This window comes from Klebsiella sp. 141251 (assembly GCF_050600725.1).
GTDB classification, from domain to species: domain Bacteria; phylum Pseudomonadota; class Gammaproteobacteria; order Enterobacterales; family Enterobacteriaceae; genus Klebsiella; species Klebsiella aerogenes.
On the sequence record NZ_JAQIRG010000010.1, the window covers coordinates 1 to 26,617 of the forward strand.

Genomic DNA, 26,617 nt, shown 5'->3' on the forward strand with positions numbered 1-26,617 from the left:
GGCGTATATTACGCTTTCCTCTTTCAGAGTCAACCCTGAATTTCAGAATTTTTCTCTTCAACCGAACCGGCTGTTTGTGTGAAGTGATTCACATCCGCCGTGTCGATGGAGGCGCATTATAGGGAGCCCGCCGGGAATGACAAGCGGAAAAATACATTTTTATTTCAACCGCTCATCTTTTATACGTAACGCTTATTTTTGCTGCTTTTTGATAGCCGCAGGCAGGTCCGCCAGGCTATTTAGCACCCAATCCGCGGCGCTTTCCGCTTCTGCGGTAACCGGCTTACCGGTACGCACCAGCACTTTCGTTCCGACATTCGCCGCCGCAGCCGCCTGCATGTCTTCGAGTTTATCGCCCACCATATAAGAAGCAGCCATATCAATATGCAGGAAATCGCGTGCGGAAATGAGCATCCCCGGATGCGGCTTGCGGCAATCGCAGGTCTGGCGGAACTCTTCAACGCTCCCCTGCGGATGATGCGGACAATAATAGATACCGTCGAGATCCACGCCGCGGTCTGCCAGCGACCAGTCCATCCATTCGGTGAGGGTCTCAAATTGCGCTTCCGTGAATTTACCGCGCGCGATGCCTGACTGGTTGGTCACCAGCACTAACGCAAATCCCATTGCCTTTAGTTCACGCATGGCATCAATGACGCCGTCGATAAACTCAAAGTTGTCGATTTCGTGGACGTAACCATGATCGATATTAATCGTGCCGTCACGGTCGAGAAAAATTGCGGGTACAGACTTTGCCACCGGTTTGCTCCTGATAAAGGCTAATGCCGTTAGTATCGCATGTTTCGCCATGCAAGAAAGTGCTCATTATAAAGAGTCAGATTGATTTAGACGTCTGGATGCCTTAACATCCATTTCATTGACAGGCATCGCCTGCACACGGCAGAAGAAAATGCCACGGCAAACGGCTAAACGATAATAAATAACTGATGATTAAACTTTCGAATATTACCAAAGTGTTCCAGCAGGGGAACCGCACCATACAGGCGCTGAACAATGTCAGCCTGCATGTCCCTGCCGGGCAAATTTACGGCGTGATCGGCGCTTCCGGCGCAGGTAAAAGTACGCTGATTCGCTGCGTTAACCTGCTGGAACGCCCAACCGAAGGCAGCGTGCAGGTTGATAACCAGGAACTCACCGCACTGACTGAAAAAGAACTGACTCGCGCACGCCGTCAGATTGGAATGATCTTCCAGCACTTTAACTTGCTTGCTTCACGTACCGTTTTCGGCAACGTGGCGCTGCCGCTTGAGCTGGACAACACGCCGCCGGCGGAAATCAAACGCCGCGTTAATGAACTGCTGGACCTGGTTGGTCTTGGCGATAAGCACGACAGCTATCCGGCAAACCTCTCCGGTGGCCAGAAACAGCGCGTGGCGATTGCCCGCGCGCTGGCCAGTAACCCAAAAGTGCTACTGTGCGATGAAGCCACCAGCGCGCTCGACCCGGCAACGACCCGTTCAATCCTCGAACTGTTAAAAGACATCAACCGTCGTCTGGGGCTGACCATTCTATTGATCACCCATGAAATGGACGTGGTTAAACGTATCTGCGACTGCGTGGCGGTCATTAGTAACGGTCAACTGATCGAGCAGGACACCGTGAGCGAAGTCTTCTCGCATCCTAAGACGCCGCTGGCTCAGCAGTTCATTCAGTCTACCCTGCATCTGGATATTCCAGATGACTATCAGGCACGCCTGAAGCCCACCCCGCTGCCTGACAGCGTGCCGATGCTGCGTATGGAGTTCACCGGCCATTCCGTCGATGCGCCGCTGCTGTCGGAAACCGCCCGCCGCTTTAATGTGAATAACAACATTATTAGCGCGCAGATGGATTACGCCGGCGGAGTGAAGTTCGGCATCATGCTGACCGAAATGCACGGCACACCGGAAGATACCCAGGCGGCGATCGCCTGGCTGCAGGAACATCATGTAAAAGTAGAGGTACTGGGATATGTCTGAACCAATGATCTGGCTGCTGGTTCGCGGCGTGTGGGAAACGCTGGCTATGACGTTTGTCTCCGGCTTCTTTGGCTTTGTGCTCGGCTTGCCGGTCGGGGTACTGCTGTACGTTACCCGTCCGGGGCAGATTGCCGCCAACGCCCGACTGTATCGTACGCTATCGGCGCTGGTTAATATCTTCCGCTCGATTCCATTCATTATTCTGCTGGTGTGGATGATTCCGTTTACCCGCGTGATCGTTGGTACCTCAATCGGCCTGCAGGCAGCGATTGTGCCGTTAACGGTCGGCGCCGCGCCGTTTATCGCACGTATGGTGGAAAACGCGCTGCTCGAGATCCCGACCGGGCTTATCGAAGCCTCACGCGCGATGGGCGCAACGCCGCTGCAGATCGTGCGTAAGGTCCTGCTACCTGAAGCATTACCGGGTCTGGTGAACGCCGCTACCATCACGCTTATTACCCTCGTGGGCTATTCTGCGATGGGCGGTGCGGTGGGTGCCGGTGGTCTGGGTCAGATTGGCTATCAGTACGGCTACATCGGCTATAACGCGACGGTAATGAATACCGTGCTGGTATTGCTGGTTATTCTGGTTTATTTAATTCAATTCTCAGGCGATCGTATCGTCCGGGCTGTGACTCACAAATAACGTTATTGACACACAACACTAATTCTTACAGGAAGGAAATAACATGGCCTTTAATTTCAAAACCTTTGCGGCAGTTGGCGCATTAATCGGTTCTCTGGCTCTGGTGGGTTGCGGTCAGGATGAAAAAGATCCTAACCATATTAAAGTCGGCGTAATCGTCGGCGCGGAACAGCAGGTTGCTGAAGTCGCGCAGAAAGTGGCAAAAGAGAAGTATGGCCTCGACGTTGAGCTGGTGACCTTCAACGACTACGTGTTGCCGAACGAAGCGCTGAGCAAAGGCGACATCGACGTTAACGCCTTCCAGCACAAACCGTATCTCGATCAGCAGATTAAAGACCGCGGTTATAAACTGGTTTCCGTCGGCAACACCTTCGTCTATCCGATCGCTGGCTACTCGAAGAAAATCAAATCTCTGGACGAACTGCAGCCGGGCTCACAGATTGCCGTTCCGAACGATCCGACCAACCTCGGCCGTTCCCTGCTGCTGCTGCAGCAAGTGGGCCTGATTAAACTGAAAGAAGGCGTAGGTCTGCTGCCGACGTCTCTGGACGTGGTTGAGAACCCGAAAAACCTGAAGATTGTTGAGCTGGAAGCGCCGCAGCTGCCGCGTTCTCTGGACGACGCGCAGATCGCTCTGGCGGTCATCAACACCACTTACGCCAGCCAGATTGGCCTGACGCCGGCGAAAGACGGTATCTTCGTTGAAGACAAAAACTCGCCGTACGTAAACCTGATCGTCGCCCGCGAAGATAATAAAGACGCGGAAAATGTTAAGAAATTTGTTCAGGCTTACCAAAGCGATGAAGTTTACGAAGCCGCTAACAAAATCTTTAACGGCGGCGCAGTGAAAGGCTGGTAATCTGCTTTCAGCGTAATATCATTCAGGACGGGCTTTATGCCCGTCTTGTCATTTATGCAAGCACCTGATTCAATAGCGCCCTGTTTATAATTCATTGAGGAAATACTATGCGTGCTTTACCGGTCTGTTTGTTAGCACTCATGTTAAGCGGTTGTTCTATGCTAAGCAGATCCCCCGTTGAGCCTGTTAAAAGCACCGCAACCACGCCAGTCCAGACGGAAACGGCTAAACCAAAAGTCTCACGTCCCGCGCCGGTCAGAATCTATACCGATGCCGCCGCGCTGGTAGGCAAACCCTTCCGCGATCTGGGTGAAGTGAGCGGCGAATCATGCCAGGCTTCAAACCAGGACTCCCCGCCGAATATCCCGACCGCCCGTAAACGCATGCAAATCAACGCGGCCAAAATGAAGGCCAACGCCGTGCTGCTGCACAGCTGCGAAGTGACCAGCGGTACGCCAGGCTGCTACCGTCAGGCCGTTTGCCTGGGTTCAGCGCTTAACGTCTCGGCACAATGAGTGCATTTCAGTTCGCGCAGATAGGCGTCATCCGCTCGCCGTATAAAGAGAAGTTTGCCGTTCCTCGCCAGCCAGGCCTGGTTGAACACGGCAGCGGAGAGCTGCATCTGCTCGCGCCTTATAACCAGGCTGACGCCGTGCGTGGGCTGGAAAACTTCAGCCATCTGTGGGTCCTGTTTGTCTTTCATCAGACCATGGCTGGCGGCTGGCGTCCGACCGTGCGCCCTCCCCGCCTTGGCGGCAACGCACGCATGGGCGTCTTTGCAACCCGCTCGACGTTTCGCCCCAACCCTATCGGCATGTCGCTGGTTGAACTAAAAGGCGTTCGCTGCCAGAAGGATCAGGTGATACTGGAACTTGGCAGCCTCGATCTCGTGGACGGTACGCCGGTGGTTGATATCAAACCTTATCTTCCCTTTGCCGAAGCCCTGCCGGACGCCAGCGCCAGCTATGCGCAGCAGGCGCCGCTGGCAGGCATGAATGTCAGCTTTACGCCGGAAATAGAAGCACAGTTACTGACGCTGGAAAAACGCTACCCGCATATCAAAGCGTTTATCCGTGAAGTACTGGCGCAGGATCCGCGTCCGGCTTATCGTAAAGAGGAAGAAGCAGGGAAAACCTACGCCGTCTGGCTGCTCGATTTCAACGTGCGCTGGCGGGTAATCCCCTACGGTTTTGAAGTCTTTTCTCTCGAACCGCGCTAATTTTATTTTCCTCTCTTTTGGCATCTTTGCCACACTGGTAAACTAAACCACTTTTTTTGTTTCAGGCTGGCTCTCCAGCCTGTTCCGATCGTCCAAATGGAACCGTAACAACATGCGTACTAGCCAATATCTGCTCTCCACTCTGAAGGAGACACCTGCCGACGCCGAAGTCATCAGCCATCAGCTGATGCTGCGCGCCGGGATGATCCGCAAGCTGGCCTCAGGGTTGTACACCTGGCTGCCGACCGGCGTGCGCGTTCTGAAAAAAGTCGAGAACATCGTGCGTGAAGAGATGAACAACGCCGGTGCTATCGAGGTGTTAATGCCGGTAGTTCAGCCTTCTGAACTGTGGCAGGAGAGCGGTCGCTGGGAGCAATATGGCCCTGAGCTGCTGCGCATTGCCGATCGTGGCGATCGCCCGTTCGTTCTCGGCCCGACTCACGAAGAGGTCATTACCGACCTGATTCGCAACGAGCTGAACTCTTATAAACAGCTGCCGCTGAACTTCTATCAGATTCAGACCAAGTTCCGCGATGAAGTCCGCCCGCGTTTCGGCGTGATGCGCTCCCGTGAGTTCCTGATGAAAGATGCTTACTCTTTCCATACCTCTCAGGAATCGCTGCAGGAAACCTACGACGCGATGTATACCGCTTACAGCAAAATCTTCAGCCGTATGGGGCTGGATTTCCGCGCGGTACAGGCTGACACCGGTTCGATCGGCGGTAGCGCTTCTCATGAGTTCCAGGTGCTGGCGCAGAGCGGCGAAGATGACGTGATCTTCTCTGATAGCTCCGACTACGCGGCGAACATTGAGTTTGCCGAAGCCGTCGCGCCGAAAGAGCCGCGCGCCGCCGCGACGCAAGAAATGACGCTGGTAGACACGCCGAACGCGAAAACCATCGCCGAGCTGGTTGAGCAGTTCAATCTGCCAATCGAAAAAACCGTGAAGACCCTGCTGGTGAAAGCGGTGGAAGATAGCAGCTACCCGCTGGTCGCCCTGCTGGTACGCGGCGATCACGAGCTCAACGAAGTGAAAGCGGAAAAACTGCCGCAGGTCGCGAGCCCGCTGACCTTCGCCAGCGAAGAAGAGATCCGCGCTATCGTTAACGCGGGACCTGGTTCTCTCGGTCCGGTTAACATGCCGATTCCGGTGGTTATCGACCGTACCGTCGCGGCAATGAGCGATTTCGCCGCCGGCGCTAACATCGATGGCAAACACTATTTCGGCATTAATTGGGATCGCGACGTCGCGACTCCGGAAGTTGCTGATATTCGTAATGTCGTTGCCGGCGACCCGAGCCCGGACGGCAAAGGTACCCTGCTTATCAAACGCGGTATCGAAGTCGGCCACATCTTCCAGCTGGGCACCAAGTACTCTCAGGCAATGAATGCCGCGGTGCAGGGCGAAGATGGCCGTAACCAGATTCTGACCATGGGTTGCTACGGTATTGGGGTGACCCGCGTGGTGGCCGCCGCTATTGAGCAGAACTTTGACGATCGCGGGATTATCTGGCCGGACGCCATCGCGCCGTTCCAGGTCGCTATTCTGCCGATGAACATGCACAAGTCCTATCGCGTGCAGGAGCTGGCCGAGAAGCTGTACGTCGAGCTGCGTGCGCATGGCATCGACGTGCTGATGGACGACCGTAAAGAGCGTCCGGGCGTGATGTTCGCCGATATGGAGCTGATCGGTATTCCTCACACCATCGTGCTCGGCGACCGTAACCTCGACAACGATGATATCGAATACAAACATCGTCGCAACGGCGAGAAGCAGCTGATTAAGACCGGGGATATCGTGAATTACCTGGTGCAGCAGATTAAGGGGTAATTTCCCCTTAAAAGCTAAAAGGCCTCGCAATAGCGAGGCCTTTTTTATAGCAACTGCAAGAATTAATTACCGCAGTCTTTACCCGGAATAAATTTACTGTCTTTATCCGTCATTAGCGTTTTCATCATCTCGCCGGTATCCGGGTTTGCTTCAAGGGTGAAATGTCCTTCAACCACCAGCAGCACCGGACGAGTATCGGTACCGCGCGCGGCGGCATAATCGCGCTCAAGCTGGGCGTTATTCGCGACCGCGATCGTTTTACCGGTCACGCAATCGGTAAAGGTTGCCGCATCCGCCATATAGAAATACATCCCGCGCATCGCCATTGGCGTCGTCGGCAGGCTGGCCTTCACAGGCTCAAGCGTATAATTCAGCGTTGATTTAATCGGATTGCCGTCGCGATCGAGCATTTCCAGCTTGTCGCCTTTCGCCCGATAGTAAGATTTCTCGCCTTTGCTGTTGGTCAATACCAGTTTATCGGCGGTACGCGCCCAGGTACCATATGAAGCGAAAGATGACGGCTCGCGGCTAACGCCCTGATAACGTTCGTTCATAACCCAGGTGCCATCTTTCTCAAGGAACAAAGAGGTCTCAATCCCTTCGCAATCCGCGCAAGGCAAAATACCGCGCCAGCTTTGCTGCATCGGTTTCAGCTCTTCCATCGCCGCCGGCTGAACCGTCTCCACCTCAGCGCGATGATTGCAGCCAAACAGCGCAAAGAGCGAACAGGCCGCTGCGAGCGAAAATACAATTTTCTTCACTGTGAATTCCTTATAATCCATTCCACCCGTCCGCCACGCCGCTCAATGGCGAACCTTCCCACGCAGCGCTTTGACTGAGGACTTTTGCGCCTTGGAGGCAAGTCGTCGCTCTTTTGACGCCCGAGTCGGTCGCGTCTCCCGGCGGCTTTTTTGCACTGCGGTTAATTCTTTTATCAGCGTAACCAGTCGCGAGATCGCCGCTTCGCGGTTCATCTCCTGGCTACGATATTCCTGAGCCTTAATGATAACCACACCGTCAGCAGAAATTAAGTGGTGACTGGCGGCGAGCAGGCGTTCTTTATAAAACTCAGGCAGGCTCGATGCTTTAATATCAAAACGTAAGTGAATCGCCGTCGAGGCCTTATTCACATGCTGACCGCCCGCCCCCTGTGCGCGGACCCCGGTAAGCGAGATCTCCTCATCCGGGATGGAAACGCTGCGGCTAATCGTTATCATGCCGGCTGCTGCCAGGCCGTTAAATGAATTTCCAGATTATTCCGATCGTCGGATAACCAGATACCGCCGTCCTGCAGGGTTGCCTGCAGCGTCATAGTGCGATCGGCAAAAGCACTTAGCTGCGCCAGCTGCGTATCATCAAGATACCAGATAGTCAGCTTCGGATACGCCGCAAGCTTGTTCTGATTTTGCTGCCACCAGATTTCAGCCGCCCGGCTATTATAGGCAAACAGCGCCACCTCCTGCGCCCGCGAGCAGGCTTTCTTGAGGCGCTTCTCGTCCGGCAGCCCCAGCTCAATCCACAGATCAACACCCAAATGGTCGTTCAACTGCCACAGCTCCGGTTCATCATCCGAGGACAACCCGCGGGTAAACTGCAGACGTTCGTTGGCATATTTAATCCACGCCAGCAGACGCAGCATCATACGCTCCTGGGTTTCTGAGGGATGTTGCGCCAGCGTCAGGTTAGCATCCAGAAACTGGTTGCGATCTAAATCGGCAACATTAACCACAGCTTTATAAATCGTCGCTTTCAGCGCCATGAATAAACTCCTGAAAAAAATGGCGTACATTGTAGCGAAACTGGCGACAAAAGGCTGTCGGCAATCGCAGGTACTCCTTTCATCCTGCTGATATTGCTTAGATGACTATGGTATAGTCACCTTGCTAAACAGAGTTTATCTTCGTAGGCTTAAACTTGCATCCCACGGTTAAGTCAGAACGCTGACAGGAGGGCATGTGGATCAATATTGTGAGTTAATACGCAAGCGGTATGCGGAAATAGCCAGCGGAGACTTAGGGTATATCCCGGATGCGCTGGGCTGCGTGTTGAAAGTATTAAATGAGGTTGCGGCGGATCAGGCCCTTTCGGAGTCAGTCAGGGAAAAGGCCGCTTATGCGGCGGCAAACTTATTGGTGAGCGATTATGTCAATGAATGATACTTATCAACCCATTAACTGCGATGATTATGACAACCTCGAACTTGCCTGCCAGCATCACCTGGTGCTGGCGCTGGCCCTGAAAGATGGTGAACAGCTACAGGCCAAAGCGAGCGATCTTATCTCGCGTAAAAATGTCGAGTATCTGGTGGTAGAACTTGCCGGTAACGTCCGCGAGCTACGCCTGGATAAAATCGCCAGTTTCAGCCACCCGGAAATCGGCACCGTGGTGGTCAGCGAATCCTGAAGCCCACCGGGCGGCTTAGCCGCCCGTTTTCCGCCATATCAGCTGTAACCCTTCGCCTTCCTGTACTTGCCCCTCTCTGGTGACAAACAGCCCATCGGCTGCGGCAATCAAGGTTTCGCCATAAAACAGCAGCGGCGTGGCGTCGCGACGCCAGGGCGCGACCGCCATTTCCTGCCAGATTTTCTTAAGCTTACGGCCACCCTGACGCCCAACAATGTGCAGATTACCGCTGGCGCGAAAACGTATCGATACCGACTCATCCGCGCGTGGCGCGCGTAGCGGCCCGCCGGACTGCAATGCCAGTTCTCCCAGCGCTTCCGGTAGCGTCAGCGCTTTAGTCGCATCGCCCCAAGGTATTTCCCGTTCCGCCAGGCTTGCCAGATGCTTTACCCAAAACAGGCGCTGCTGGTAGCGCCGAACGGCAAAACCGCCTAACCGCAGGCAAGGCGCGGCGTCTTCACGCGCCAGCGCCACTTCCTGCCAGATGCGCTCCGGCATTTCGCGCGACGGCATCGGCGCCTGTTGGGAAGCCAGCCAGCGGCGCAGCAACGCCGCACGACGCGGCGCGCTCATCGCGCTCAGCGGTTCTATCGCCAGAGAACCACGCTCATCAACCAGCGCGGCAAGTTCTGCCGACAGCATTTCATCGAGCAACTGTTCCTGTTCGCCACATAAGCTGGCACTGCGGGCGACAGCCTCGGCAAAATGCGGCCAGCGCTCGCTCAGCAGCGGTACCACACGCAGACGCAGAAAGTTACGATCGTACGCATCGTCCTGATTACTTTCGTCTTCAATCCACCGCAGTTGATGAGTCAGCGCCCATTGATGCAGGGATTCACGGCTCTCACTGAGCAGCGGACGCAGCAATTTTCCGCCAGCGAACTCGCTACTGGCGGCCATCGCCGACAAGCCGGTCGGGCCGCTACCGCGCTTAAGCGCCAGCAGGAAGGTCTCGCATTGGTCGTCGAGATGTTGTGCCGTCAATAACGCCTCGCCTGGCAGCAGCGCCTCACGGAAAGCCTGATAGCGCGCCTGGCGAGCATGCGCTTCAATCCCCAACCCCTCATCCGCCAGCGTCACGCGCACCACCTGTAACGGTACCTGCCATTGCTGGCAAATCTGTTCGCAATGCTCAACCCAATGGTCAGCGTTGGCGCTCAGGCCGTGGTGAATGTGAATCGCGCGCAGCTGAATCGCTGGCTCGCGCTGGCGCCAGCGTACCAGCCGGTGCAGCAGGACGGTTGAGTCCAGGCCGCCGCTGAAGGCCAGCAGAAACTGACGATGTGGTCGAAGCGATGAGGCAATATCCGGCGTCATGATCGTGCGTACGCAGCTAAGAAGAGATAGCCCGGCACGTTACGCGCCAGGGCTGGTTCTGGCAAGTATTACTGTTGGTAAATCTCCAGCGGCAGGCCGTCGGGATCGTTGAAGAAGGTGAAGCGCTTATCGGTAAACGGATCGATGCGGATAGCCTCGCAGGCGACGCCGTGCGCCTGCAGATGCGCAACCGCGGCATCAATATCGTCGACGCTAAACGCCAGGTGGCGCAGACCACAGGCCTCCGGACGGCTGGGGCGCGCAGGAGGGAACGGGAACGAAAACAGCTCGATGACATACTCGCCGTTCAGCGCCAGGTCGCCCTTCCACGAATCACGCTCGGCGCGGTAGAACTCGCTCTGCAGCGTAAACCCGAGGATGTCGCAATAGAACGCTTTGCTCTTCGCGTAATCTGTCGCGATGATGGCAATATGGTGAACTCGTTTTAAACCCAGCATGGTTGCTCTCCTCCTGTTGAAGCCCAACACGTTACTCGCGCCGCCCGCCGCCGCGCAAGCCCCTAATTATTTTTTAAGACTCGTACACGGTAGACGCCGTCTTCGTCGCGTTTGGCCCCGTGGATGTCGGTTTCAAAACCTGGGTAGTGGCGACCGATCGAACAGAGCATCAACAGGAAGTCGAGCACCGCGCGGCTCTCTTCGGTGATCATCTCGCCCGGCATCAGCAGCGGCACGCCAGGCGGATACGGCAGGATCATGTTTGCCGAAATACGCCCCACCAGATTCTCCAGTTCGATGGTTTCGACTTCGCCCTTAATCTGTCGCTGCCAGGCCTGATGCGGGGTCATTTTCATCTCCGGCAGCACGTCAAAGGCCCGCAGCATCAGCTGTGAGAGCTGATGCTGGCGGATCAGGCGGTGGATCCCCTGCGCCAGATCCTGGATGCGCATATTGCGGTAGAAGTCCGGATCCTCGGCATAGAGATCCGGCAACATGTTTTTCACCCGCAGGTTGAGATCGTAGGCGCGTTTAAACTCGGTCAGACCGCGCAGCAGGCCCATCGCCCGGGTTTTATCAATGCCGATACTGAACAAGAACAGCAGATTGTACGGCCCGGTTTTCTCCACCACTACGCCGCGCTCATCGAGGAATTTCGCCACCAGCGCCGCCGGGATCCCCTCTTCCGCCATATTGCCCTGCTCGTCCATCCCCGGCGTAAGAATGGTAACTTTGACCGGATCGAGGAACATATGGTCGGCATCGGCATCCTGGAAACCGTGCCACGTTTCTCCCGGCGAAACCGGCCAGCACTGCGCCTCCTCAACCTCTTCCGGTTGCCAGATATCAAAGAACCAGCCGTCGGCCTCCTCACGCAGGCGCTGAACCTCCTTACGGAAGTGCAGCGCACGCTCGATGGAACGCTGAATCAGGCGTTTACCGGAGTTACCGCGCAGCATCGCCGCCGCGGTTTCTATCGAGGCGACGATCGGATAGCTTGGCGAGGTAGAGGTATGCATCATAAAGGCTTCATTGAAGGTATCTTCATCGTAGCTGCCTTTAATATGGATAAGCGAAGCCTGCGACAGCGCCGCCAGCATTTTATGCGTCGACTGGGTTTCGAAGATCACTTTCCCCGGTACGCGGTCGCCGCTCATGCCGCTTTTGCCCTGATAAATCGGGTGGAAGTGGGTATAAGGCACCCAGGCGGAATCAAAGTGGATCGACGGCACGTCGAGAGTCTGTTTAATCCAGGTGGTGTTATACAACAGGCCGTCATAGGTGGAGTTGGTGATCACCGCATGCACCGGCCACTGCGCGCCGCGAGTTGTCTCAACTTTGCGCTGGACGCTGTCGCGGGTAAATTCCCGTTTCGGAATGCCGCCGAGGATCCCCAGCGCGTTACGCGTCGGTTTTAGCCATAGCGGCACGATATCGCTCATCATCAGCAGATGCGCCAGCGATTTATGACAGTTACGATCGATAAGCAGCGTACTGCCGGCAGGCGCCGAATACATGCCGACAATTTTATTTGAAGTCGAGGTACCGTTGGTCACCATGTAGCTCTGCTCGGCGCCAAAGGCGCGGGCGATATACTCTTCCGCTTCCAGATGCGGGCCGGTATGGTCCAGCAGCGACCCCAGTTCGGTAACGGAGATAGAAACATCAGCCTTCAGCGTATTACCGCCGAAGAAATCATAAAACAGGCAGCCGACCGGGCTTTTCTGGTAGGCGGTTCCCGCCATGTGTCCGGGAGTGCAAAAGGTATATTTTCCCTCCTGCACATAGTTAAATAACGCTTTGGTAAATGGCGGCGTGATGTTGTCCAGATACTCGTTGGTATACTGACGAATACGAGTAGCGATATCTTCCGCCAGCCCCAGCGCATATTCAAAGAACCATAGCGCCATGCGCAGGTCCTGGCTGCTGACGTCCATCGTCGAGTGCGTATTGATAAAAGCATACAGCGGCAGGTATTCGTTCAGACGATTGATATCGCTACATAAATCAACGCTGTACTCATCCCAGTCGAAGATAACGCCGCAGATGCGCGGATTGTGTTCGATAAACTGCAGCAGGTCGGCGCTGTTTTGCGGCCAGATAGTCTGGAATCCTTGCTTCCGCAGAGCGGCTTCCAGCTCTTTGATCGGTTCGTCTTTATGGTAGACGCCGTGGGGCCCCATGATGGCGATGATATTCACGCTTTCCTCCTGGATTTACCTAAGGTAAGCATAATATCAATCGCGCCAGTGCTTAGCACTGGCGGATTTATCTTAGTCCTGAATCAGAGTAAAACGATAATTACAGCGCCTTCCACGCATCTCCCCAGGCCAGACCTGCGCCCGGTTCGTAGTAGGTTGGCGCTACGTTGCACCAGGCCCCTTCCGGCAGCGGTTTACACTGGAAAAGCGCGCCGTGGTTATTGACGATATCACCCGGTTTCCAGCTCTGGCTGGCGCTCCACGCCGGATAACTGATGGCGCCGCTGTCGCCAGCCGGCTCATCCTTCGCTTCATCCGCCGCCTTCGCCTTCACATTGAGAGTATAGGTGGCCGTACTGGATAAACTGCCATCGCTAACGGTCAGGCTAACCACATACTGGGCATCTTTATCGCTCTGTGGGGCGCTGAAATTGATCACCGCTTTATCCGCGCCGCTTAACGTCTGTCCATCCTGCGACATCCAGCGATAGTTCAGCTTGTCGCCGTTAGCATCGGTAGACCCTTCCCCGCTCAGCGACACCAGGCTGCCAGCTTCAACAGCGCCCACCGGGCCGGCAATACGCGCCACCGGCGCGACGTTCACTTGAGGCGCTGGTGTCGTGTCATCTGTCTTATCAGACGCGCCATCGCTGCCCGCATCATCAACCACGGTCACGTTGAAGTAATGCTGAACGCATTTGCTGTAATCCCCCTCTTTGAACGCGCTGTACGGTGTCTGATAGCTCACCAGCTGGCAGGCATTGGTTTTGCCGTCTGCGCTGTTCGGATCCCATCCCCAATCCTGTTCCCAGTAGATGGGCAGCGCGCCGGCTCCGCCTTCATCAAACTGCTTCATGTTCTTACAACCCAGCACTTCATCATCGGCAATAGGCACTTTGAGGTAGTTGGCGAACTCTTTGTAATAGGCAATACGGTTAAGCGACTGGGCGTTTTCCGTTGCGCCGCCGCACTCGACGCCGCCGTTGATGATCTGGATGCTCACGCCAAACCCCGGCACCAGGCCATTGCTCTTATCACGATCGTTCGGCTGCCAGGTGCCATCAATGACGTGCAGCATGGAAGGTTTCGGCGGCTGCGGATAAACAAAGAAAAAGACCGCGCTGGCGAGGTTCATCCATGAGTCCGCCACCAGCTCAGGTTTATCCAGCAGCGGGCGGACGTCGCCATACATTGCCTCGGAGAACGGGCCGTAGTTGTAGTTATAGGAGAGCTGTTTAGCCCCTCGACCAAAGTAGCTGAGGAAATCGCCATCGGCATCTTTACCGCAAGGCCAGGTCTGTCCCTGCCAGACATCCGGGTTACATTCGCCGTTATAGCCGCCTTTTTGTCCTTCGGTCCAGCCAACTTCGCGCAGATAGACCAGCGCCTGGCGCCATTCCGGGATATCGCGCCAGCTTTCGTGGCCGCCGGTTTCCTGGGCGAAGTGGGCAAACATGGTGGCCAGCGATTTACGGCAGATAGCATCGCTGTCACGGCCATCGGTGTAGGTGCCGCAGACCGCCGGGAATTTACCGATCGCCTTCAGGAAGTTGCTGTAGGTATATTCCGGCGCGCGCATCGGGAACAGATAATCCCAATCCTGCTCGCTGAGCATGCCTTCGACGCGTTTAACGTTTTCCGGGTTAGCCGCCCTGCCAGGCTCAATCTTTTCGACTGAAGCGTTATCGAGGGTACGAATGGAAGACTTCACCGCATCCATTAATGGAAAATCGGTTAATGCTTTTTCTTTTGCCGCCAGCTCGCTGGCTGTCATGGTGGTGGCTTCAGTAGCGCTGAGCAGCGGCGCGGCCTGTGCGGCGCTCAGACTTAACATGATCCCTGCGGCCACGGCGCTCAAGGCGACAGTTTTATGAATTGCCATAATATTATTCTCCTTTTCCTTGTGAACGGTCTGCCCAGGCGTTGTCCCCGGCAGTTAGCGCAGTGTCGCGGGAGAAGAACATCATCGGCTAATCACATCACCTCATTGGCGCATCATCTTGCCTCAGTAAAAAAATGATAAAAAAAGGGGCCGGAAATCCGGCCCCTTAGAGAAAATATGATGCTGAATAATCAGGCGTAGCCGTAGCTCATCAGACGCTGATAGCGGCGGTTACGCAGCTCTTCTTCGCTGAGAGTATCCAGGTCAGCCAGGTCGGCCAACAGCTGTGCCTTCAGGCTCGCCGCCATCGCTTCCGGGTTACGGTGGGCGCCGCCCAGCGGTTCCGGAATGATGGAATCAATCAGCTTCAGCTCTTTGAGGCGCGGCGCAACGATACCCATCGCTTCCGCGGCCAGCGGCGCTTTATCCGCGCTTTTCCACAGAATAGACGCGCAGCCTTCCGGCGAGATAACCGAATAGGTGCTGTACTGCAGCATGTTGACCTTATCACCTACGCCAATCGCCAGCGCGCCGCCGGAGCCGCCTTCGCCGATGACGGTGCAGATAACCGGCACGCTCAGACGCGACATTTCACGCAGGTTGCGGGCAATCGCTTCCGACTGGCCGCGCTCTTCCGCGCCAACGCCCGGATAGGCGCCAGGGGTGTCGATGAAGGTAATGATCGGCATTTTGAAACGCTCAGCCATTTCCATCAGGCGCAGCGCTTTGCGGTAGCCTTCCGGCGCCGGCATACCAAAGTTACGACGGATCTTCTCTTTGGTCTCACGGCCTTTCTGATGGCCGATGATCATCACCGGGCGACCATCAAGACGCGCAATACCGCCAACGATAGCTTTATCGTCAGCGTAGGCGCGATCGCCTGCCAGCTCGTCAAACTCGTCGAAAGCCAGGCGGACATAATCCAGGGTATAGGGACGACGTGGATGGCGCGCCAGCTGGGCTACCTGCCATGCGCCAAGATCGGCGAAGATTTTGCGCGTCAGCTCTACGCTTTTTTCGCGCAGACGATGCACTTCTTCATCGATGTTAATATCCAGTTTCTCATCCTGACGGCTTACTGCAGTCAGGGAATCGATTTTCGCTTCCAGCTCTGCGATAGGCTGTTCAAAATCTAGGAAATTCAGACTCATAGTATTCCTGTATTAGTCAAACTCCAGTTCCACCTGCTCCGAGCCGATAAGGCCACGCAGATCGTTGAGTAAACGATCGCTCGGAGAGACGCGCCATGTTGCGCCAAAACGCAACCGCGCGCGCGCATCCGCCCTCTGATAATAGAGGTGTACTGGAATGGTTCCCGAACGGTGGGGTTCCAGAGACTGACGGAGTCGGTTTAAAAGCTGGTCATCAATTTGCCTGTCCGTCAGCGAGATAGCAAGCCCGCGAGCATATTTTTCCCGGGCTTCGTCAATATCCATGACTTCACGGGCGGTCATTTTAAGGCCCCCGCTGAAGTCATCAAAGCTGACCTGTCCGCTGACGATAAGTATGCGGTCTTTTTCCAGCAACTGCTGGTATTTATCCAGCGCGTCGGTGAATAACATCACCTCCAGACGCCCGGAACGGTCATCCAGCGTACAGATGCCGATACGATTGCCGCGCTTGGTGACCATTACCCGCGCAGCAATAACCAGACCCGCCGCCGTGGTCACTTTACCACGATCGGTCGGGTGCATGTCTTTGAGTCTCACGCCGCCAACGTAGCGTTCGATCTCTTTCAGGTATTGGTTAATCGGGTGGCCGGTCAGATACAGCCCCAGCGTTTCCCTTTCACCATCCAGCACCACCTGCTCCGGCCACGGCTGGCAGCTGGCGTAGGATTGCTCAATTTGTTCCGGCTCTTCCGCCAGCACGCCGAACATATCCGCCTGGCCGATGGCTTCGGCTTTGGCGTGCTGATCGGCGGCTTTCAGCGCATCGTTGAGCGAGTTCATCAGCGCCGCGCGATGCGGGCCGAGGCGGTCGAACGCCCCGGACATAATCAGCTTTTCCAGTACCCGGCGATTGAGTTTTTTAATATCGGTACGGGCGCACAGATCAAACAGCTCGCGGAAATAGCCGCCATTGTTACGTGCTTCAATGATCGCTTCAATCGGGCCTTCGCCGACACCTTTAATGGCGCCGATACCATACACGATTTCCCCGTCATCATTGACGTGGAAATGATACAGGCCGGAGTTAATGTCCGGCGGCAGGATTTTCAGGCCCATGCGCCAGCATTCATCGACCAGACCCACCACCTTCTCGGTGTTGTCCATATCGGCGGTCATCACCGCCGCCATAAACTCGGCCGGATAGTGCGCCTTCAGCCACAGCGTCTGGTAGGAGACCAGCGCATAGGCGGCGGAGTGGGACTTGTTAAATCCGTAACCGGCGAATTTTTCCACCAGGTCAAAGATTTTCATCGCCAGTTCGCCATCAACGCCGCGCTTTTTCGCCCCTTCTTCGAAGGTGCCGCGCTGCTTGGCCATCTCTTCCGGCTTTTTCTTACCCATCGCACGACGCAGCATATCCGCGCCACCGAGGGTATAACCGGAGAGCTCCTGGGCTATCTGCATGACCTGTTCCTGGTACAGGATGATGCCGTAAGTCGGCTCCAGTACAGGTTTCAGACATTCATGCTGCCACTGGACGTCCGGGTAGGAAATCTCTTCACGGCCGTGCTTACGGTCGATAAAGTTATCTACCATCCCCGACTGCAGCGGGCCCGGACGGAACAGCGCCACCAGCGCGATCATATCTTCGAAGCAGTCAGGTTGCAGACGCTTAATCAGATCTTTCATGCCGCGCGATTCAAGCTGGAAGACCGCGGTGGTTTCCGAGCGCTGCAGCATGTCGAAGCTTTTCTTGTCATCCAGCGGGATCGCGGCGATGTCCAGCGGCCCTTCGCCGTTCTTCGCCCGCCGCTTGTTGATCATCTCCAGCGCCCAGTTGATGATGGTCAGCGTACGCAGGCCGAGGAAGTCGAATTTTACCAGCCCGGCGTATTCGACGTCGTTCTTATCAAACTGGGTAACCGGGTGTAGCCCCTGCTCATCGCAGTACAGCGGCGCGAAATCGGTGATTTTGGTCGGCGCGATAACCACGCCGCCCGCATGCTTACCGGCGTTACGCGTCACGCCTTCCAGCTTACGCGCCATATCAATCAGCGCTTTAACTTCTTCGTCCGCTTCGTAGATTTCCGGCAGCTGTGGTTCCGCTTCAAAGGCTTTCGCCAGCGTCATGCCAGGATCCGGCGGCACCAGCTTGGAGATACGGTCAACAAAGCCGTACGGGTGACCCAGCACGCGGCCCACGTCGCGAATAACCGCCTTCGCCGCCATGGTACCGAAGGTGATGATCTGCGATACCGCGTCGCGGCCATACATATCCGCAACGTGCTCAATAACCTGGTCGCGTTTCTCCATGCAGAAGTCGACGTCGAAGTCGGGCATCGAAACACGTTCCGGGTTAAGGAAACGTTCGAACAGCAGGTCAAACTCCAGCGGGTCAAGGTCGGTAATTTTCAGCGCGTAGGCCACCAGCGAGCCGGCGCCGGAACCACGTCCCGGCCCTACCGGCACGCCGTTATCCTTCGACCACTGGATAAATTCCATGACGATCAGGAAGTAGCCCGGGAACCCCATCTGGTTGATAACCTGCAGTTCGACATCCAGACGTTGGTCATATTCCGGGCGACGCTTAGCGCGCTCTTCGGGATCCGGGAACAGGAATTCGAGACGTTCCTCCAGCCCCTCTTTCGACTTCATTACCAGGAAGTCTTCGGTGGTCATGTCGCCGGTCGGGAACTGCGGCAGGAAGTATTCGCCAAGGCGCACGGTAACGTTGCAGCGTTTGGCGATCTCAACGGTGTTTTCCAGCGCTTCCGGGATATCGGCAAATAGCTCGCACATCTCCTCTTCGCTACGCATATATTGCTGCGGCGAATAGTTGCGCGGTCGCTTCGGATCGTCGAGGGTGAAGCCATCGTGAATGGCGACGCGAATTTCATGGGCGTCGAAGTCGCCGGTTTCCAGGAAACGCACATCGTTGGTCGCCACTACCGGCAAACCATGCTCCTCCGCCAGTTGAACCGCGGCGTGAAGATAGCTTTCTTCGTCCTGACGACCGGTACGGATCAGCTCCAGATAGTAGCGATCCGGGAAATGTTGTTCATAGAAGGCGAGACACTGTTCGACCAGCGGCATATTTCCGCGGATCAGGCTGACGCCAACATCGCCTTTACGGCCGCCGGACAGCAGAATCAGCCCTTCCTGATGCTCAACCAGCCAGTCGCGATCGATCCACGGCCCCAGCGCGCCATAGCCGCGCTGATAGGCACGAGAAATGAGCAGAGTCAGATTCTGATAGCCGGTATTGTTGGCCGCTAAAACCGTCAGTTCAGTGAATTCATCGCCCAGCAGATCGCACTGAACATGGAAGTCAGCGCCGACAATGGGCTTAATCCCGGCGCCATGGCCCGTTCCGTAGAACTTAACCAGACCGCAGAGGTTGGTAAAATCGGTGATCGCCAGCGCAGGCATGCCCAAAGCGGCCGCCTTTTTCACCAGCGGCCCGGTTTTCGCCAGCCCATCGATCATGGAATAGTCGCTGTGCACCCGCAGGTGTACGAAACGTGGTTCAGACATCTTTAGATCCCAGTGACTTAGTTGGACGCCAGACCCAGCGCGCGTTTCACCGGGCCGAAGCTACGCCGGTGGTGCTCTGTTGCGCCGTGTTCCTGCAGCTTTTGCAGATGTACAACGGTAGGATAGCCTTTGTGCTGGGCAAAGCCGTATTGCGGAAATGCGATATCCAGCGTAGCCATTTCGGCGTCGCGAGTGACTTTAGCCAGAATAGACGCTGCGCTGATTTCCGCCACCCGGCTATCGCCTTTCACCACCGCCTGCGACGGCATCGGTAGCGATGGACAGCGGTTGCCATCGATAAGCACGAACTCGGGGGTAATACTCAGGCCAGCGACGGCGCGCTGCATTGCCAGCATCGTGGCATGCAGGATGTTCAGCTCGTCGATTTCATGCGGCTCGGCGCGGCCCAGGCTCCAGCATAGCGCTTTGTCTTTGATTTCATCGAACAGCGCCAGGCGGCGCTTTTCGCTCAATTTCTTTGAGTCATTCAGCCCAACAATCGGCTTGCGCGGATCAAGGATCACCGCCGCAGTGACCACTGCGCCGACCAGCGGCCCACGGCCAACCTCATCGACGCCGGCGACCAGATGGGTATGTGGATAGACGAACTCCATCATTTTGCTAACTCCAGTACTGCGTCCGCCGCCTGCTCATCCGCGTTGCAGCGGATCTGCTGATGCAGCGCGCGGAAAGTATCATGCATATCGTGGCTGGTTTTGCCGTCGGCCAGCAGCGGCTTCAACGCGGCGGCCAGCGCCTGCGGCTCGCATTCATCCTGCAGCAGCTCTTTCACCAGCTCGCGCCCGGCCAGCAGATTTGGCAAGGAGACATAATCGGTTTTCACCAGCCGCTTCGCCAGCCAGAAGGTAAACGGCTTCATGCGGTAGCCAACGACCATCGGGCATTTCGCCAGCATGCACTCCAGCGCCGCCGTCCCAGAGGCCAGCAGCGCGGCATCGCTGGCGATCATCGCATCGCGCGCCTGACCATCCAGCATATGTACCGTCATGTCGGGCGCCGTTTCAGCTTTAATTCGCTCAAACTGTTCCCGCCGTTTGGCGTTGACCAGCGGCACCACGACCTGCAGGTCGGGATAGGTGTTACGCAGAAGCTGCGCGGTTTTCAGGAAGTCGGCGCTGAGCATTTCGACCTCCGCGCCGCGGCTACCGGGCAGTAAAGCCAGACAGTGAACATCATGCGGGATGCCCAGACGATCGCGCGCCGCGCCTTTATCAGGATCCAGCGGCATCGCATCCGCCATGGTATGGCCGATAAAGCGGCAGGGAACGTTAAATCTGTCGTAAAACGCTTTTTCGAAAGGCAGGAATGCCAGGACCAGATCGGTGGATCTGCCAATTTTGAAAACGCGTTTTTGTCGCCATGCCCAGACGGACGGGCTGACGTAATGAATGGTTTTGATGCCCTTCTTTTTCAGATTACCTTCGAGGGTAATATTGAAATCAGGGGCGTCGATGCCAACGAAGACATCGGGACGCAGCTCGCCGAAGCGGCGCGTTAAATCGGCGCGAATATGCAGTAAGCGGCGCAGGCGACCAAGCACTTCAACAATGCCCATCACCGCCAGCTCTTCCATTTCGTACCAGGCTTCACATCCTTCCGCCTGCATCAGCGGCCCCGCCACGCCGACAAAGCGCGCATCAGGGATGCGAGCTTTGAGGGCGCGAATGAGACCAGCGCCAAGAATATCGCCGGAAGTTTCTCCGGCGACCAGGGCAATCGTCAGGGGACGCTGTTCGGCCATTAACGAATCAAGCCGCGAGTTGAACGGGCGAAGAAATCGACAAACGGCTGAACTTCAGGGTGCTGAGCCGCCAGTTCGGCAATTTCCGGTTTGGCTTCGTCCAGCGTTTTGCCGCTGCGGTACAGCAGTTTATAGGCGTTACGAATCGCGGTAATCGCTTCACGGCTAAAGCCGCGGCGTTTCAGCCCTTCGATGTTGACGCCAAACGGCGTGGCGTGGTTGCCCTGGGCAATCACGAACGGCGGAACGTCCTGAGCGACGCCGGAGCAGCCGCCAACCATTACGTGCGCGCCGATGATGCAGAACTGATGTACTGCAGTCATGCCGCCGATGATGACGAAATCATCCAGAGATACGTGACCGGCCAGCGTCGCGTTGTTGGCCAGAATACAGCGGTCGCCAAGCGTGCAATCATGCGCCACGTGGGCGTTGATCATCAGCAGGTTATCGCTGCCCACCTTCGTTAATCCACCGCCCTGTACTGTACCGCGATGAATGGTCACGCTTTCGCGAATGCGGTTGCGATCGCCAATTTCCACTCGGGTCGGCTCGCCAGCATATTTCAGATCCTGGTTGACTTCGCCGATAGAAGCGAACTGATAGATCTCATTGTCGCGACCAATTTTAGTGTGGCCATTCACAACGACATGAGACTTCAGTACGGTGCCCTCGCCAATTTCGACGTTGGCGCCCACGATACAAAACGGACCAATGTGAACGTTAGCGCCAATAACGGCGCCCTCTTCTACAATGGCGGTAGGATGAATAAAGGCGGTTTTATCAATCACGTATCAGGCCTCCCGGCTACGCGCACACATCATCGTCGCTTCGCAAACCACTTTACCGTCAACCAGCGCAACGCCTTTGAAACGGGTCAGGCCGCGGCGGGTTTTCTCGAAAGTGACTTCCATAATCATCTGATCGCCTGGTACTACCGGACGTTTGAAACGCGCTTCATCGATACCCGCGAAGTAGTACAGCTCGCCCGGCTCAAGTTTTCCAACGCTTTTAAATGCCAGAATACCGGTGGCCTGCGCCATCGCTTCCAGAATCAGAACGCCAGGTAAAATCGGCTTACCAGGGAAATGCCCCTGGAAAAACGGCTCGTTTACGGAAACATTTTTTACTGCGCGCAGAAAACGACCTTCTTCAAAATCCAGCACGCGGTCTACCAGCAGGAACGGGTAACGGTGAGGCAGAAGTTCCAGAATCTCTTCAATGTGCAGAGTATGAGTGTCAGTAGTCAAAATACTCTTCCTGTCTAAATATACTAAAAGGCAATAATAACACGGCCTGCGGCAATCTTATTAACGAATGCAACAGGCCGGGAATGTACGTGACCAAATGAGAAATTAGTCTTGTTGATTAACCTTGCGCTCAACGGCTTTCAGGCGCTTGCTCATCTCGTCAATATTCATCACCAGCGCCGCGGTTTTACGCCACGCCTTGTTCGGCTGTAGCGGAATACCTGAGGAATAGACGCCAGGTTCAGAGATAGGACGCATAACCATCCCCATCCCGGTAACGGTGACTTTATCGCAGATTTCCATATGGCCGTTAATCACGCTGGCGCCGCCAATCATGCAGTAACGGCCAATTTTCAGGCTGCCGGCCATAATCACGCCGCCAGCGACGGCGGTATTGTCGCCAATCACCACGTTATGCGCAATCTGACACTGGTTATCAATGATAACGCCGTTACCGATCACGGTATCGTCCAGCGCGCCGCGATCGATAGTGGTACAGGCGCCGATCTCCACGCGATCGCCAATAATAACGCGACCAAGCTGCGGGATCTTCACCCAGTTACCGCGATCGTTAGCGTAACCGAAACCGTCCGCGCCGATCACCGTACTGGACTGGATCAGGCAATTTTCACCGATCTCAATCTCATGGTAAACAGCAACGTTAGCCCACAAACGCGAGCCGGCGCCGATTTTACTATTTTTGCCAACGAAGCAGCCCGCGCCGATAACCACGTTATCGCCCAGCACCACGCCGGATTCGATAACGGCGTTCGCGCCAACGGAGACGTTGTTACCCAGCTTCGCCGTGGGATCGATCACCGCGCTTGGCGCGATGTCTTTCGCCGGCTGCGGCGTGGTATCTAAAATTTGAGCCATGCGCGCGTAGGTCAGGTAGGGATTACGCACTACCAGCGCGGCGCTATGGGCAAAGGGTAAATCGTCCGGCGTCATCACAACGGCGGAGGCCTGGCAAGCGGCCAGGTGTTCACGGTATTTAGGATTTACCATGAAAGTAATTTGGCCTGCTTTAGCGCTCTGCATGGACGCAACGCCGGTGATGACGATATCGCCATCACCGTGTAACTCTGCATCCAACTGCTGTGCTAAGTCAGCCAGTCGAATTGAAGGCATTACTTATTTAACCTGTTTCAGTACATCAGCGGTAATGTCTTTAACATCGCTGCTGTTGTATGCCACGGCATTAGAGTCAACAACCAGATCGATGCTCTGATCTTTCGCTACGCTCTGAACGGCGGTCTGGATACGGGTAACCAGTTTGCCACGTTCTTCGTTGGAACGACGTGCGCGATCCTGCTCAAAAGCCTGCGCTTTCTGCGCGAAGGACTGACGCTGAGACATCACGTCTTTTTCCAGCTTGCTACGATCTGCGCCCGGTTTCATAGACTGCAGACGCTGCATTTTGGACTGCAGATCGCCTTCCATACGCTGCAGTTCGCTAGCGCGGCCTTTGAACTCGTTTTCCAGCGTGTTGGAAACGCCAGTTTTCTGGGCTACCTGTTGGAACAGGTTGTTCATGTTAACCATTGCAATTTTATCTGCCGCCTGAGCGGAAGTTACCATTGCTAAACCCAGACCTGCAGCTAATAACCACTTTTTCACAATTGACTCCTTACCATCCCATGAGTACCCAGGGGTACCGTTATTTGCGTGGCCAGGCGATAGCATCCGCTATCGCCTACAGTCAGCGCTATACTGCACTTACATTCCGTTGTTGCCAACAATTACCAGGTTTTACCAATGTTAAACTGGAACTGCTCGGCTTTGTCTCCATCGTACTTTTTAAACGGTTGGGCGTAGGAGAAGACCAACGGCCCCAACGGCGACATCCACTGTACCGCGATACCCGCAGACATACGAATGTTGTTCGGATCGCTGTAGTCAGGCACGCCTGCTGCTCGAGTCGCCGCAGTATTTTCCCAGTTTGTATCCCATACGGTACCCATATCCCAGAAAATGGAGGTACGTACCGAGTTCGCGTATTTATCACTGATAAACGGCGTCGGGGTAATCAGCTCAAGACTGGCGACCGCCATGGCGTTACCGCCGACCGCATCGTCTGATTTACAGTATGAACCGTCAGAGTTGGAACATTCTTCGTAGTCGTTATTATCTCCGGCATAAGCCCCGGATTTATAGACCGCTTTCGGACCGATGGTGTTCGACTGGAAGCCACGCACGGTACTTGAACCACCGGCGTAGAAGTTCTCATAGAACGGCATCTCTTTGCTGCCGATACCGTCGCCATAACCCAGTCGGGTACGTCCCAGCACAACCCACTGGTGATCGTCATCGATCGGCACGTACGTCGCGGTATCCAACGTCGCTTTGTAGTATTCGTTGTCAGACCCCGGAATGGTCACTTTGCCGTTCAGGTTGACGCGCGAACCTTCCGTCGGGAAGTAACCACGGTCCAGCTTGTTATAGGTCCAGCCGTAGTTAAAGGTGAAGTCATTCGCGGTAAAGCTGCCGGTGCTGTCTGAACCTACAGAGTCAAGGTAACGATCCATCGCCACCTGCGGCTGCATGTTGGACAGGGAGTTATGAACGTAACCTAAGCCTGCGCGCAGCGAGTTGTATTCGTTGATCGGGAAGCCGAGGGTGACGTCTGTACCATAGCTTTTGTTGGTATAGTCAGACAGATCCGCGTCATTCGCATCAAAGTCGTTATAGAAGAGGCGGCCGCCGAGGCTCACGCCGTCTACGGTGAAGTACGGGTTGGTGACCGACAGTTCAGCGTAGGTCTGGTAGTCGTTCTTGGTCCCGTTGATGCCGACGGAGTAGCCGGTACCTAACCAGTTATCCTGCTGTACGCCCGCCTGGAAGCTGACGCCGCTTTCGGTACCGTAACCGATACCGAAGTTCAGGCTACCGGTGTTACGCTCTTTCACCTTGTAAACGACATCGACCTGATCCGGGCTACCCGGCACGCGCTGGGTATCGGTATCGACGGTTTCGAAATAACCTAAACGGTTAAGACGGTCTTTACCCTGGTCAACCAGGTCGCTGCCCAGCCACGCCCCTTCCATCTGGCGCATTTCGCGGCGCAGAACGGAATCTTTGGAGGTGTCGTTACCTTCGAAGCGAATTTTACGCACGTAGTAACGGTTACCAGCATCAACGTTAATGTGCAGCTTCACGGTTTTATCCGTGTCGTTGATTTCCGGCTGCGACTGGACGCGCGGATAAGCGTAACCATAGCGACCGAGGAGTTTCTTAATGTCATTCTCCATTTTGGTCACTTTGGTGCCGTTATACAGCTCGCCCGGCTCAATTTTGGTCAGCGATTCGATTTCCGCAGAATGGCCCGCCAGATCGCCCGTTATCTGCACGCCGGAGAGCTTGTACTGCTCGCCTTCGGTGATGTTAACGGTGATGTAGATGCCTTTCTTGTCCGGCGTCAGGCTAACCTGCGTCGAATCGATGTTGAAACGCGCGTAACCGCGATCCAGATAGTAGCTGCGCAGGGTTTCAAGGTCGCCCGCCAGTTTCTGTTTCTGGTATTTGCGATCGCCGACCACGTTCCACCACGGCACTTCATCGCGCAGTTGGAAGTGAGAGATCAGTTCGTCAGTGGTGAACGCGTGGTTACCGACAATGTTAATCTGCTGGATTTTCGCCGAGACGCCTTCCTGGAACACCAGTTTCAGGTCGACGCGGTTACGTGGCAACGGCGTCACGACAGCTTTTACGCTGGCGCTATATTTACCGACGCTGTAGTAGAAATCTTCCAGCCCTTTTTCGATATCGGCAAGCTTGGTGCGATCGAGAGATTCCCCAACGCGAACGCCGGATGCCTCAAGGTTTTGCTTGAGCATGTCATCCTTCACCGACTTGTTGCCGGAGAAGGTAATGCTCGCAATTGTTGGGCGCTCTTTCACCTGCACCAGCAGGGTATCACCATCGCGCAGGACGCGGACGTCCTCAAAGTTGCCAGTGGCAAACAGAGCGCGAATGGTGTTACTGATATCATCATCGGTCACCGTATCGCCAGGACGCACTGGCATGCTGAGGAGGGCCGCACCAACAGCGACACGCTGCAAGCCTTCGAAATGAATGTCCTTCACCACGAACCCTTCAGCACCGTATACAGTCGCGCTGCTAAACAGCAGCGACGCTATGAGCAACTTTTTCATCGCCATCGTTATT

25 protein-coding genes are annotated in these 26,617 nt (G+C 55.6%); 8 read left to right on the forward strand and 17 right to left on the reverse strand.

Features of this window, described 5'->3' with window-relative positions:
- Positions 1 to 192 precede the first annotated feature (192 nt).
- Complete coding sequence (gmhB, locus tag PGR09_RS20185; RefSeq protein WP_045376647.1) at positions 193 to 759, reverse strand: D-glycero-beta-D-manno-heptose 1,7-bisphosphate 7-phosphatase; 567 nt, start codon at positions 757 to 759, stop codon at positions 193 to 195.
- 188 nt (positions 760 to 947) lie between these two features.
- On the opposite strand from gmhB, the gene metN reads away from it, so the two are divergent.
- The 6 genes from metN to proS all read left to right on the forward strand — a co-directional run bounded on the left by metN (position 948) and on the right by proS (position 6,534).
- Entirely contained in the window at positions 948 to 1,979 is a 1,032-nt protein-coding gene (gene metN / locus PGR09_RS20190) for a methionine ABC transporter ATP-binding protein MetN (RefSeq protein ID WP_045390179.1), read from the forward strand.
- Positions 1,972 to 2,625, forward strand: a complete 654-nt coding sequence (locus PGR09_RS20195) for a methionine ABC transporter permease MetI (protein WP_045390177.1) — start codon at positions 1,972 to 1,974, stop codon at positions 2,623 to 2,625. Before metN ends, PGR09_RS20195 begins: the two co-directional genes overlap by 8 nt.
- A gap of 43 nt (positions 2,626 to 2,668) precedes the next feature.
- On the forward strand, positions 2,669 to 3,484 hold the full coding sequence (gene metQ / locus PGR09_RS20200) for a methionine ABC transporter substrate-binding lipoprotein MetQ (protein WP_015368138.1): 816 nt from the start codon (positions 2,669 to 2,671) through the stop codon (positions 3,482 to 3,484).
- Between the two features lie 107 nt (positions 3,485 to 3,591).
- A complete protein-coding gene (gene rcsF, locus PGR09_RS20205; protein WP_015704458.1) occupies positions 3,592 to 3,999 on the forward strand; it encodes an Rcs stress response system protein RcsF in 408 nt (135 codons plus the stop codon).
- Entirely contained in the window at positions 3,996 to 4,703 is a 708-nt protein-coding gene (gene tsaA, locus PGR09_RS20210) for a tRNA (N6-threonylcarbamoyladenosine(37)-N6)-methyltransferase TrmO (protein WP_047047010.1), read from the forward strand. Before rcsF ends, tsaA begins: the two co-directional genes overlap by 4 nt.
- A 112-nt stretch (positions 4,704 to 4,815) precedes the next feature.
- Positions 4,816 to 6,534: a proline--tRNA ligase gene (gene proS / locus PGR09_RS20215; RefSeq protein WP_047047007.1), complete on the forward strand. Its 1,719-nt coding sequence runs from the start codon at positions 4,816 to 4,818 to the stop codon at positions 6,532 to 6,534.
- Between the two features lie 62 nt (positions 6,535 to 6,596).
- Here proS and nlpE read toward each other — a convergent pair whose 3' ends face one another.
- From nlpE to PGR09_RS20230, 3 genes are read right to left on the reverse strand one after another with little or no spacing between them, the layout of a single operon-like run.
- On the reverse strand, positions 6,597 to 7,295 hold the full coding sequence (gene nlpE, locus PGR09_RS20220) for an envelope stress response activation lipoprotein NlpE (protein ID WP_072251482.1): 699 nt from the start codon (positions 7,293 to 7,295) through the stop codon (positions 6,597 to 6,599).
- Positions 7,296 to 7,337: 42 nt separating this feature from the next.
- Entirely contained in the window at positions 7,338 to 7,751 is a 414-nt protein-coding gene (gene arfB / locus PGR09_RS20225; RefSeq protein ID WP_045390167.1) for an alternative ribosome rescue aminoacyl-tRNA hydrolase ArfB, read from the reverse strand.
- A complete protein-coding gene (locus PGR09_RS20230) occupies positions 7,748 to 8,293 on the reverse strand; it encodes a YaeQ family protein (protein ID WP_045390165.1) in 546 nt (181 codons plus the stop codon). The genes arfB and PGR09_RS20230 overlap by 4 nt, the downstream gene beginning before the upstream one ends.
- A gap of 196 nt (positions 8,294 to 8,489) precedes the next feature.
- Between PGR09_RS20230 and PGR09_RS20235 the strand changes: the two genes are divergently transcribed.
- A complete protein-coding gene (locus tag PGR09_RS20235) occupies positions 8,490 to 8,690 on the forward strand; it encodes a YaeP family protein (RefSeq protein ID WP_015368145.1) in 201 nt (66 codons plus the stop codon).
- Entirely contained in the window at positions 8,677 to 8,937 is a 261-nt protein-coding gene (gene rof / locus PGR09_RS20240) for a Rho-binding antiterminator (RefSeq protein WP_045390162.1), read from the forward strand. The genes PGR09_RS20235 and rof overlap by 14 nt, the downstream gene beginning before the upstream one ends.
- 15 nt (positions 8,938 to 8,952) lie before the next feature.
- Here the strand turns inward: rof and tilS are convergent, their stop codons facing one another.
- From tilS to bamA, 13 genes are all read right to left on the reverse strand, one after another.
- Entirely contained in the window at positions 8,953 to 10,254 is a 1,302-nt protein-coding gene (tilS, locus tag PGR09_RS20245; RefSeq protein WP_430916464.1) for a tRNA lysidine(34) synthetase TilS, read from the reverse strand.
- 68 nt (positions 10,255 to 10,322) lie between these two features.
- Entirely contained in the window at positions 10,323 to 10,712 is a 390-nt protein-coding gene (locus PGR09_RS20250; protein ID WP_015704453.1) for a VOC family protein, read from the reverse strand.
- Between the two features lie 62 nt (positions 10,713 to 10,774).
- Positions 10,775 to 12,913 (reverse strand): lysine decarboxylase LdcC, encoded by a 2,139-nt coding sequence (locus PGR09_RS20255; protein ID WP_063447728.1) that lies wholly within the window; start codon positions 12,911 to 12,913, stop codon positions 10,775 to 10,777.
- 100 nt (positions 12,914 to 13,013) lie between these two features.
- Entirely contained in the window at positions 13,014 to 14,795 is a 1,782-nt protein-coding gene (locus PGR09_RS20260; protein WP_047065178.1) for a chitinase, read from the reverse strand.
- 191 nt (positions 14,796 to 14,986) lie between these two features.
- Positions 14,987 to 15,946 (reverse strand): acetyl-CoA carboxylase carboxyl transferase subunit alpha, encoded by a 960-nt coding sequence (gene accA, locus PGR09_RS20265; RefSeq protein ID WP_045390153.1) that lies wholly within the window; start codon positions 15,944 to 15,946, stop codon positions 14,987 to 14,989.
- Between the two features lie 12 nt (positions 15,947 to 15,958).
- On the reverse strand, positions 15,959 to 19,441 hold the full coding sequence (dnaE, locus tag PGR09_RS20270) for a DNA polymerase III subunit alpha (RefSeq protein ID WP_045390151.1): 3,483 nt from the start codon (positions 19,439 to 19,441) through the stop codon (positions 15,959 to 15,961).
- Between the two features lie 17 nt (positions 19,442 to 19,458).
- The gene (gene rnhB, locus PGR09_RS20275) at positions 19,459 to 20,058 is read right to left on the reverse strand and encodes a ribonuclease HII (RefSeq protein ID WP_015368153.1); all 600 of its coding nucleotides are present in this window, start codon (positions 20,056 to 20,058) and stop codon (positions 19,459 to 19,461) included.
- Positions 20,055 to 21,203, reverse strand: a complete 1,149-nt coding sequence (gene lpxB / locus PGR09_RS20280) for a lipid-A-disaccharide synthase (RefSeq protein ID WP_047046994.1) — start codon at positions 21,201 to 21,203, stop codon at positions 20,055 to 20,057. Before lpxB ends, rnhB begins: the two co-directional genes overlap by 4 nt.
- Entirely contained in the window at positions 21,203 to 21,991 is a 789-nt protein-coding gene (gene lpxA, locus PGR09_RS20285; RefSeq protein WP_015368155.1) for an acyl-ACP--UDP-N-acetylglucosamine O-acyltransferase, read from the reverse strand. The genes lpxB and lpxA overlap by 1 nt, the downstream gene beginning before the upstream one ends.
- Before the next feature lie 3 nt (positions 21,992 to 21,994).
- Positions 21,995 to 22,450: a 3-hydroxyacyl-ACP dehydratase FabZ gene (gene fabZ / locus PGR09_RS20290; RefSeq protein WP_004145858.1), complete on the reverse strand. Its 456-nt coding sequence runs from the start codon at positions 22,448 to 22,450 to the stop codon at positions 21,995 to 21,997.
- 105 nt (positions 22,451 to 22,555) lie between these two features.
- Positions 22,556 to 23,581 carry a UDP-3-O-(3-hydroxymyristoyl)glucosamine N-acyltransferase gene (lpxD, locus tag PGR09_RS20295; RefSeq protein WP_045390147.1) on the reverse strand — a complete coding sequence of 342 codons (1,026 nt, stop codon included), beginning with the start codon at positions 23,579 to 23,581 and terminating at the stop codon, positions 22,556 to 22,558.
- 3 nt (positions 23,582 to 23,584) lie between these two features.
- A complete protein-coding gene (gene skp, locus PGR09_RS20300) occupies positions 23,585 to 24,070 on the reverse strand; it encodes a molecular chaperone Skp (RefSeq protein ID WP_045390145.1) in 486 nt (161 codons plus the stop codon).
- Between the two features lie 122 nt (positions 24,071 to 24,192).
- A complete protein-coding gene (bamA, locus tag PGR09_RS20305) occupies positions 24,193 to 26,610 on the reverse strand; it encodes an outer membrane protein assembly factor BamA (RefSeq protein ID WP_045390143.1) in 2,418 nt (805 codons plus the stop codon).
- Between the last annotated feature and the right edge of the window lie 7 nt (positions 26,611 to 26,617).